Source organism: Peptacetobacter sp. AB800 (assembly GCF_047807365.1).
Classification (GTDB): Bacteria; Bacillota; Clostridia; order Peptostreptococcales; family Peptostreptococcaceae; genus Peptacetobacter.
This window is the reverse complement of record NZ_JBLOUI010000148.1, coordinates 1-213: the sequence shown is the minus strand read 5'-3', so window position 1 is coordinate 213 and position 213 is coordinate 1. Positions and strand designations below refer to the sequence as shown.

Annotated in this window: 1 pseudogene; it reads left to right on the top strand. The window is 30.5% G+C overall.

Going from position 1 to position 213, the window contains the following annotated elements:
- Positions 1-213 (top strand): annotated as a pseudogene (locus ACK2WN_RS12510) (hypothetical protein); the annotation flags it as partial.

Genomic DNA, 213 nt, shown 5'->3' with positions numbered 1-213 from the left:
AAAACTAATCTTAGCATAAGTTATCCGACAATATACAGAGGTATATATAAGGGATTATTTGATACAAAAGCTGAGAAAAAATCTAGAGGAAATAAAGGTGCAATTAGAAAAGTTAATCGGAAAAATAGTCACTTTGTAACAGCTGCGCTTATAGAAACTTTGAAGGATCTTCCTTTAAAAACTATTACTCCAGATAGAGGTAAGGAATTTTCT